At 73.3% G+C, this 7,052-nt stretch carries 8 protein-coding genes and 1 pseudogene; 1 reads left to right on the forward strand and 8 read right to left on the reverse strand.

Translation table 11 applies throughout. The features are described from left to right. On the reverse strand, nt 1–680 hold a 680-nt coding region (locus MCAG_RS15705; RefSeq protein WP_036377278.1), incomplete at its 3' end, for an acyl-CoA dehydrogenase family protein. 2 nt (nt 681–682) lie between these two features. Continuing rightward, the gene (locus MCAG_RS15710; RefSeq protein WP_007073970.1) at nt 683–1,135 is read right to left on the reverse strand and encodes an SCP2 sterol-binding domain-containing protein; all 453 of its coding nucleotides are present in this window, start codon (nt 1,133–1,135) and stop codon (nt 683–685) included. Nucleotides 1,136–1,209: 74 nt separating this feature from the next. On the opposite strand from MCAG_RS15710, the gene MCAG_RS15715 reads away from it, so the two are divergent. After that, nucleotides 1,210–1,845 (forward strand): TetR/AcrR family transcriptional regulator, encoded by a 636-nt coding sequence (locus MCAG_RS15715; protein WP_007073971.1) that lies wholly within the window; start codon nt 1,210–1,212, stop codon nt 1,843–1,845. 227 nt (nt 1,846–2,072) lie between these two features. Here the strand turns inward: MCAG_RS15715 and MCAG_RS15720 are convergent, their stop codons facing one another. The 6 genes and pseudogenes from MCAG_RS15720 to MCAG_RS15745 all read right to left on the reverse strand — a co-directional run. After that, on the reverse strand, nt 2,073–2,690 hold the full coding sequence (locus tag MCAG_RS15720) for a DedA family protein (protein ID WP_007073972.1): 618 nt from the start codon (nt 2,688–2,690) through the stop codon (nt 2,073–2,075). A 42-nt stretch (nt 2,691–2,732) separates the two neighbouring features. Further along, on the reverse strand, nt 2,733–3,989 hold the full coding sequence (locus MCAG_RS15725; protein ID WP_007073973.1) for an adenylosuccinate synthetase: 1,257 nt from the start codon (nt 3,987–3,989) through the stop codon (nt 2,733–2,735). Then, entirely contained in the window at nt 3,986–4,951 is a 966-nt protein-coding gene (locus MCAG_RS15730; RefSeq protein ID WP_007073974.1) for a hypothetical protein, read from the reverse strand. The genes MCAG_RS15725 and MCAG_RS15730 overlap by 4 nt, the downstream gene beginning before the upstream one ends. A 10-nt stretch (nt 4,952–4,961) precedes the next feature. Further along, nucleotides 4,962–5,948, reverse strand: coding sequence for a serine/threonine protein kinase (locus tag MCAG_RS15735; RefSeq protein WP_036373616.1), 987 nt, complete (start codon nt 5,946–5,948; stop codon nt 4,962–4,964). Next, nucleotides 5,945–6,697 carry an NUDIX domain-containing protein gene (locus tag MCAG_RS15740; protein WP_007073976.1) on the reverse strand — a complete coding sequence of 251 codons (753 nt, stop codon included), beginning with the start codon at nt 6,695–6,697 and terminating at the stop codon, nt 5,945–5,947. The genes MCAG_RS15735 and MCAG_RS15740 overlap by 4 nt, the downstream gene beginning before the upstream one ends. Before the next feature lie 102 nt (nt 6,698–6,799). Further along, nucleotides 6,800–7,052, reverse strand: a pseudogene (locus MCAG_RS15745) (MaoC/PaaZ C-terminal domain-containing protein); the annotation flags it as partial.

A 7,052-nucleotide genomic window follows, 5' to 3' on the forward strand; every position in this document is an offset into this window, starting at 1 on the left:
CCCGGGACCCGGACGTCGTCGAGGAAGACGTCCGCCGTGTGCGAGGCGCGCAGCCCCAGCTTTCGCAGCTTCCGGGTCGCGCTCAGCCCGGCGGTGCCCGGGGGTACGACGAACGCGGCCTGGCCGCGCGAGCCGAGCGTCGGGTCGACCGAGGCGGTGACCACGTGCACCCCGGCGATCCCGCCGTTGGTGGCGTACGCCTTCTGCCCGCGCAGCACCCACTCGTCGGTGGCCTCGTCGTAGACCGCCCGGGTACGCATCGCGCCGACATCGGAGCCGGCCTCCGGCTCGGTGGTGCAGAACGCGGCGACGGCGGGGGAATCGGCGTCGCCGAAGCACTGGGGGACCCACTCGACGAGCTGGTCGGGGGTGCCCGCGCCGTAGATGGCGGCCACCGCGAGGGAGGTGCCGAAGATGCCCAGGCCGATGCCGGCGTCGCCCCAGAAGAGCTCCTCACTGGCGATCGGCAGGGACAGGCCGGTGGGGTCGGCCCAGCAGGTGGCGAGGAACTCGAAGCCGTACAGCCCGACCTTCGCCGCCTCCTGGATGACGGGCCAGGGGGTTTCCTCCCGGGCGTCCCACTCGGCGGCGGCCGGGCGCACGACCTCGGCGGCGAAGCCGTGCACCCAGTCCCGCAGGTCCCGCTGTTCCTCGTTCAGGTCGAGCGAGAACTCGGCCATCGTCAGGCCTTGGGGATGTCGAACAGGTTGGCGATGTTGGCGGCGAGGCCCAGGTCGCCCTTGGCCTTCAGCTTGCCGGTCATGAACATCATCACCGGGTTCGCGCCGCCGGAGACGATCTTCAGGAATTCGAGGGGGCCCATGGTGAGGCTCAGCTTGGGGTCGTGCTGCGGGGTCTCGTTGACCGTGCACGCGCCGTCGGCGACCACGATCTCGTAGGTGTCGGTGCCCCCGTCGGGGCGGCCCGTGATGCTCCAGTGGATCACCGCGCTGGTGGAGCCGGCCCGGTCGGCGCGGAACAGCGTCGGCATCCGGCCGAAGACCTCGCTCAGGACCTTGCCGCGCAGGTCGCCGGACATCACCTCGGCGATCTTGTCGTCGGGGGTGGACTTGACCAGCTGGGCGAACTCCTTGGGGCCGTAGTTGGCGAAGTTGGCCGGGTCGAAGTCAGTCATGGGAAGTGAACCTCTCGGGCGGCAACTGTGGTTACTCTGGCGTAACCTTACGCACGAGTAGGTATGCTCGCAAGGTGTCCAGCACCCCCACCTTCAAGCGCCTCCCCCGAGCCGTACGCGAGCAACAGATGCTCGACGCGGCCGTCCGGGTCTTCTCCCGACGCGGCTTCCACGCGGCCAGCATGGACGAGATCGCCGAGGACGCCGGCATCTCCAAACCCATGGTGTACGCGTACCTGGGCACCAAGGAGGAGCTCTTCGTCGCCTGCCTGCACCGCGAGGGCACCCGCATGACCGAGGCGATCGCCGGTGCAGCCGCCCCCGACCTGGACGCCGACGAGCGGCTCTGGCGCGGGCTGCGGGCGTTCTTCGGCTTCGTCGGCGCGCACCGCGACGGCTGGGCCGTGCTCTACCGCCAGGCCCGGGGCTCCCAGCCGTTCGCCGGGGAACTCGCCGCCATGCGGGCCCGGCTCGTCGAGGTGGTCGCCGGGATGCTCGACCACGCGCTGCGCGCCCGGGGCCGCGAGGTGAGCGCCACCGACCTGGAGGTCGTCGCGTACGCCCTGGTCGGCGCGAGCGAGTCGCTGGCCGACTGGCTCGCCGACCACCCGGAGGCCGACCCGGAGAAGACCGCCACCCGGATGATGAACGTCGCCTGGCTCGGCGCGGACCAACTCCTGCGCGGCATCACCTGGCACCCTGCGGGGTAAGGAGGGGCCCCCTGTTAACGCTTTCGGTATAGGAGGGGCCCCCTGTTAACGCGTCCAACTCCGATGCGTGCCGGGGCATGCGGGAGCACGTCGTGGCCCGGCCCGAGGTTGTCGGTCGGCGCGCGAGGATGGGCACGTGCTCGACGGCATCGACTGGTGGCGGCTCGGCCGGCGACGTACCCGGCCGGGCAGTGGCGGCGGCCGGCGGCGCGATTGGCGGGGGGATGTCACCCAAGGTCAGCGGCGCGGCGGCGGGCGCGGTGCCGCAGCCAGCGGGCGGCCTCCAGCAGGCTGGTGATCGCGACCGACACCCCGACCCCGGCCAGGATGCCCTTGACGGGTTGCCGCTCGAAGGCCAGCCCGCCGAAGTAGCCGAGCAGCCCGCAGTAGGCCGCCCAGGTGCTGCTGGCCAGGGCGTCGAAGACGACGAACGACCGCAGCGGGTACCGGACCGCGCCCATCGTCAGGGTCACCGCCGTGCGCCCGCCGGGGATGTAGCGGGCGGTGGTGAGCATCATGCCGCCGTGCCGGTCCACCGCCCGGCGGGCCCACTCCGACCCGGCCCGCCGGCGGCTGCCCGTTGGCAGCCGCGCCAGCCAATGCGCGCCGCCGCTACGACCGATGGCGTACGACAGGTGGTCGCCGGCCAGTGCGCCGAAGGCGGCCAGCGCGATCACCATCGTCAGGTTCGGCTGCCCACCGACCGCGAACACCCCGGCGGTCACCACGACGGCCTCGCCGGGTATGGCCGGGAAGACGGCGTCGACAGCGGTGACCACGAAGATCACCAGGTAGACCCACGGCGAGGTGATCGTGTCGTGGAGCAGGTCGAGCACCGACTGCATGTCCTCATGCTCTGCCGCCGCGGTGTTAGGAAGGGGCCCTTCCTATACAAAAGGCGTTAATAAGGTGCCCTTCCTTACACCCTTCCCGTCGGCGGTGGGGGAGCGGGAGGTGAGGACGACCGGCGTGGACAGCTCCTCCTCCACCGCCGTTGGCCAGTCGGCCGGCGGGGCGGCGGTGTCGTAGACCGGGCGAGCCGCCAGCAGGCGGGCCGTGAGGGCGGCCTGACGGTCCAGATCGCCGGGCGGCCCGGGGTCCAGCCGGTCGGTGGTGTCGTAGCGGTGGCAGATCCGCAGGCCCCGGTCTGCCAGGTCTAGGTGGGTCAGCGCGAGCCCGTCGACGCCACCGGCCACGGCAAGGGCGTACCGGTGGGCGACCGCGTCGAAGTGGCCGAACCGGAACCGGCCCTGCCACGGGTTGGTCGCGTTGTGCGGGTCGGTCAGCGGCAGCGTCGGGTCCTCGGTGACCAGCGGGCCGGGGCCGTGCCGGGTGGTGGCGATGCGCAGCACGCCGAGCCGCTCCGCCGTGCCGGCCAGCCCCGCCTCGGCGAGCAGCCCTTCGGCGTTGGCGAACGTGGTGGTGCTCCACGTCGTGTACGGGTGGAAGCCGTGCCACTCGTCGAGCAGCACCCCCTGTGCGCCCTCGAAGACGCAGGTCCCGGCGCGTAGCACCCCGGCCAGGTGGGACCGGTCGACGATCGCCACCCGGTCGGCGAACCCGGTGAAGGCGGGCAGGCAGTCGTCCACGGGCGGGGCGTCCAGCGGGCCGAGTTCGGCGGTGAGCCGGTCGCGTAGCGCGGCGAGCCGGCGACGCAGCAGGGCCGGGGCGCGGCAGTCGGCCACCCTCGGCGCGGAGTCGGGGTGGGCGAGCCCGTACGCGACGGCCTCGCCCACCCCCAGCCCGCAGGAGCCGTGCCGGTCCGCTCCCCGGGCCAGTTCACGGGCCCGGTTGGCGGCCCGGTGGTACGGGGTCGCCAGCAGCGCCTCCCCGTCGACGGTGAGCCGGTCGAGCGCGTCGGGCACCCCGACCGAGGCGAGGTGGTCGGCCTCGGCGGCCAGCGCGAGGGGGTCCACCACCACGTGCCGGGACAGGTGGGTCCGCACGCCGGGGCGGAACGTGCCTGCCCCGAACTGCGCGAACGTGTGGTGCCGCCCGTCGCGCAGGACGACGTTGTGCGCCGCCTGCGCGCCCCCGTTGAAGCGGATCACCGTGTGGACGGGCCGGGTGGCGCAGAGCCAGTCCACGACGGTGCCCTTGCCGGCGTCGCCGTAGCCGAGGTCGACCACCATCACGTGGTTCACAGCCGGGTCACTCCCCCGGGGGTGGGCGGCGTCGACGGCGCGGGCAGCGCGTGCACCTGGTCCCGCGCGCCCCGGCCGAGTCGAGCCAGCGCCTTCGACACGGTGCCGGTTGCCGTCGAGCCGGCCCGCTTCAGGTCCGCCAGGCCCTGGTCGAGGTCGACGGCCTGCTCGCCGAGCCCGACGGTGAGCGCGATGGTCTCGCAGACCGCGTCGAGGTCGTCGAGCACGACGGCGTTCTGCCCGAGCAGGCCGCGCCAGAAGTCCAGCACCTTCGCGTTGCCGGCGTAGTGGCTGCCGGCGGGGAGCAGGTAGTAGGTGTCCCATCGCCGGGTCACCTCGTCGACGATCTGCCGTAGCGGCACGTCCTCGCCGAGGTCGTCGCCGATGAGCCGGCTCACCTGTCGCCGGTCCACCTGGGGGTAGGCCAGTTCGTCGCCGATGATGAACAGGTAGCCGCGCCGGCCCCGCTTGTCCCAACAGTCGGTGACCGTCCGCCGGGCCATAAAGTACATGGCCAGCTCGTACGACTCGGTCATCTGGCCGCCACCGCCGCCCTCCAGCACGATCCGGCCGAGGTCGTCGTCCATCCGGTTGTCCGACTCGAACTGCCCGACCTGCAACGGGACCCGGTCGCAGGTGGCGTCGCCGATCGCGCCGAACATGATCTGCGGATCGCGGGCGTACCCCTGGCGGAGCAGGAGCCCGAGCAGTTGCGGCAGCTTGGTCTGGAGGGTGCGGGGCACGTGCCCCATGGAGCCGGTGACGTCGAACAGCACCGCGATCGCGGTCGACTGCGGGTGCTCGGCCGAGTCGCGGCTCTCCCGGGTCGCGCCGTGCGGATCGAGCGCGGAGTGCACCTTGCGCGCCCCGCTGTCGCTGTACGCGAACGCGCTCTTGCCGGTGGCCCGGCGGTACCGGTCGGCGGCGTCGTACACGTCGGTGGACCACATTCCACTGCCCATGGCAGCCTCCCTAGGGGTTGAGGGTGAAGGGTCGGAAGGTGCGCGGCCCGTAGAGCCGCTCAAGCACCTCGTCCAGTTCGCGCAGCAGCCGCCACGCGTCGTCGGGGCGGGACCGCAGGGCCGGTCGGCGGCAGCCGTCGGCGAAGGCACGCAGTTCGCGCGGGGCCCGGTCGCCCATCAGCCACGTCATGCATCCGGCGGCCATCGCGAGGTCGGTGCCGGGCCCGCAGGGCCGCCGCGCGGCGACCTCCGGCGGGTACCAGTCCTCGTGGCCGGGCACCAGCGCCGGGATCGCTGCCCCGGTGGCCACGGAGAAGCACCAGTCGACGAGCACCACGCCGTGCCCGTCGGGCTCGATCAGCAGGTGCCGGGGCAGCACCGCGCCGTGCACCACGCCGGCCCGGTGAGCCAGGCCGAGGGCTACCAGCAGCCGCCGCCACATCCAGGCCGCGTCCCGGCCGTCCAGCCCGTCGGGGTACGCCCGGCGTACCTCGTCGAGGCTGTGCAGGCCGGGCGCGGTGGCCAGCACGCTGATCCGCCGCTCGGCCCCGGTTGCCGGGTCCCGGTGCCGGAGGGTGTCGACGAGCCGGGGCACGTACGGCAGGTAGCGGGGGTCGCCCCGCTCCTCGATCGTGCGCAGCGCGTGCTGTTCGCGGGCCATGAGGTCGTTGTCGGCGGGGTCGCGGGGCAGCTTGAGCAGCCGGTCCGCCCCGACGTCGTACAGGTCGGCGAGGTCGCCGGTGTGCGCGAGCGGGCCGAGCCGGTGGCCGCCGAGGACGACGGGATCGGCGCTCGTCCGGCCGGCGCGCCAGCGGGTGGTGACCTGGACGAACGCGTCGGTGGCGGCGGCGCGTACCGCCGGGTCGAGCACGCCCAGCCGGTCGGGGTGCAGGGCCGTGACCAGCTCGCGGTAGCGGCGGGCCGGCGCGTCGGCGCCGAACAGGTCGGCGTCGGTGCGGGCGGCGGTGACCAGCCGGATCGCCTCGTCGGTGTTCACCGCACCGTCTCCTCCCGGGCGGGGCGCAGCAGCGCCGGGTGCAGCAGCCGGGCGTCGCCGGCCCGGTAGAGCTTGGCGCGGGGGCCGCCGCGCGTGCCGCCGCGTTCGGTGCTCGTGCCGGTGCTCTCCACGAAGCCCGGCACGGAGAGCACCTTGCGGTGGAAGTTGCCGGGGTGCAGCGGGTGCCCCCAGACCGTTTCGTAGACGGCGCGCAGCTCGGTGATGGTGAACTCGGTGTCGAGGAAGCGGGTGGCCAGCGGCGTGTACTCCAGCTTGGACCGGGCCCGCTCCAGCCCGTCGTCGATGATCCGGTCGTGGTCGAAGGCGAGTTGCCGGCTGCTCAGCGCGGTCACCGGCAGCCAGATCGCGTCGTCGGCGTCGCTGCCGGCGGCCGGGTCGGGCAGGTCGGGGGCGAACGCGAGGTACGCCACCGAGACGATCCGCATCCTGGGGTCCCGCCCCGGGTCGCCGTAGCTGCCGAGCTGCTCCAGGTGGACGCGGCGCAGCCGCTCGCCGCCGAGATCGGTCTCCTCGGCCAGCTCCCGACGCGCCCCGGTCGCCAGGTCCTCGTCGGGCTTGACGAATCCGCCGGGCAGCGCCCAGTGACCCTCGAACGGTGGCGCACCCCGGCGGACGAGCAGCAGGTGCAGTGCGTCGGACCGGACGGTCAGGGCGACCACGTCCACGGTGACGGCGACCGCCGGGTAGGCCCGGGGATCGTAGGTGGCGAGGAACTCCTGCTCGTTCACGGCATCTCTCTCACTGTGAGAATATCTCAACCTGAGAACAACTTAGCGCACGAAAGAGTGAATGCCAAGCCCCGCCGTCGAAGTGCCGCCCCGGCGTGCCGGTCAGCGCACGGACCCCGCCAGGTGCGGCCGGCCGGACCGCGCGTCGTGCAGGGCGAACTCCCAAGCCGGGCCGTCGGCGGTGGCGCCGAAGGCCACCGTGGACGGCAGCGGCACCGGCAGTTTGAACGCCGCCTCGACCGTGTACCCGTCCGGCAGCCGGCTCTCCAGCGCGGCCAGGCAGCGGGCCTTGCTCCACATGCCGTGCGCGATGGGGCGGGGGAAACCGAACAGCCGCGCCCCCAGCCGGGACGTG

It is taken from the genome of Micromonospora sp. ATCC 39149 (assembly GCF_000158815.1).
Classification (GTDB): Bacteria; Actinomycetota; Actinomycetes; order Mycobacteriales; family Micromonosporaceae; genus Micromonospora.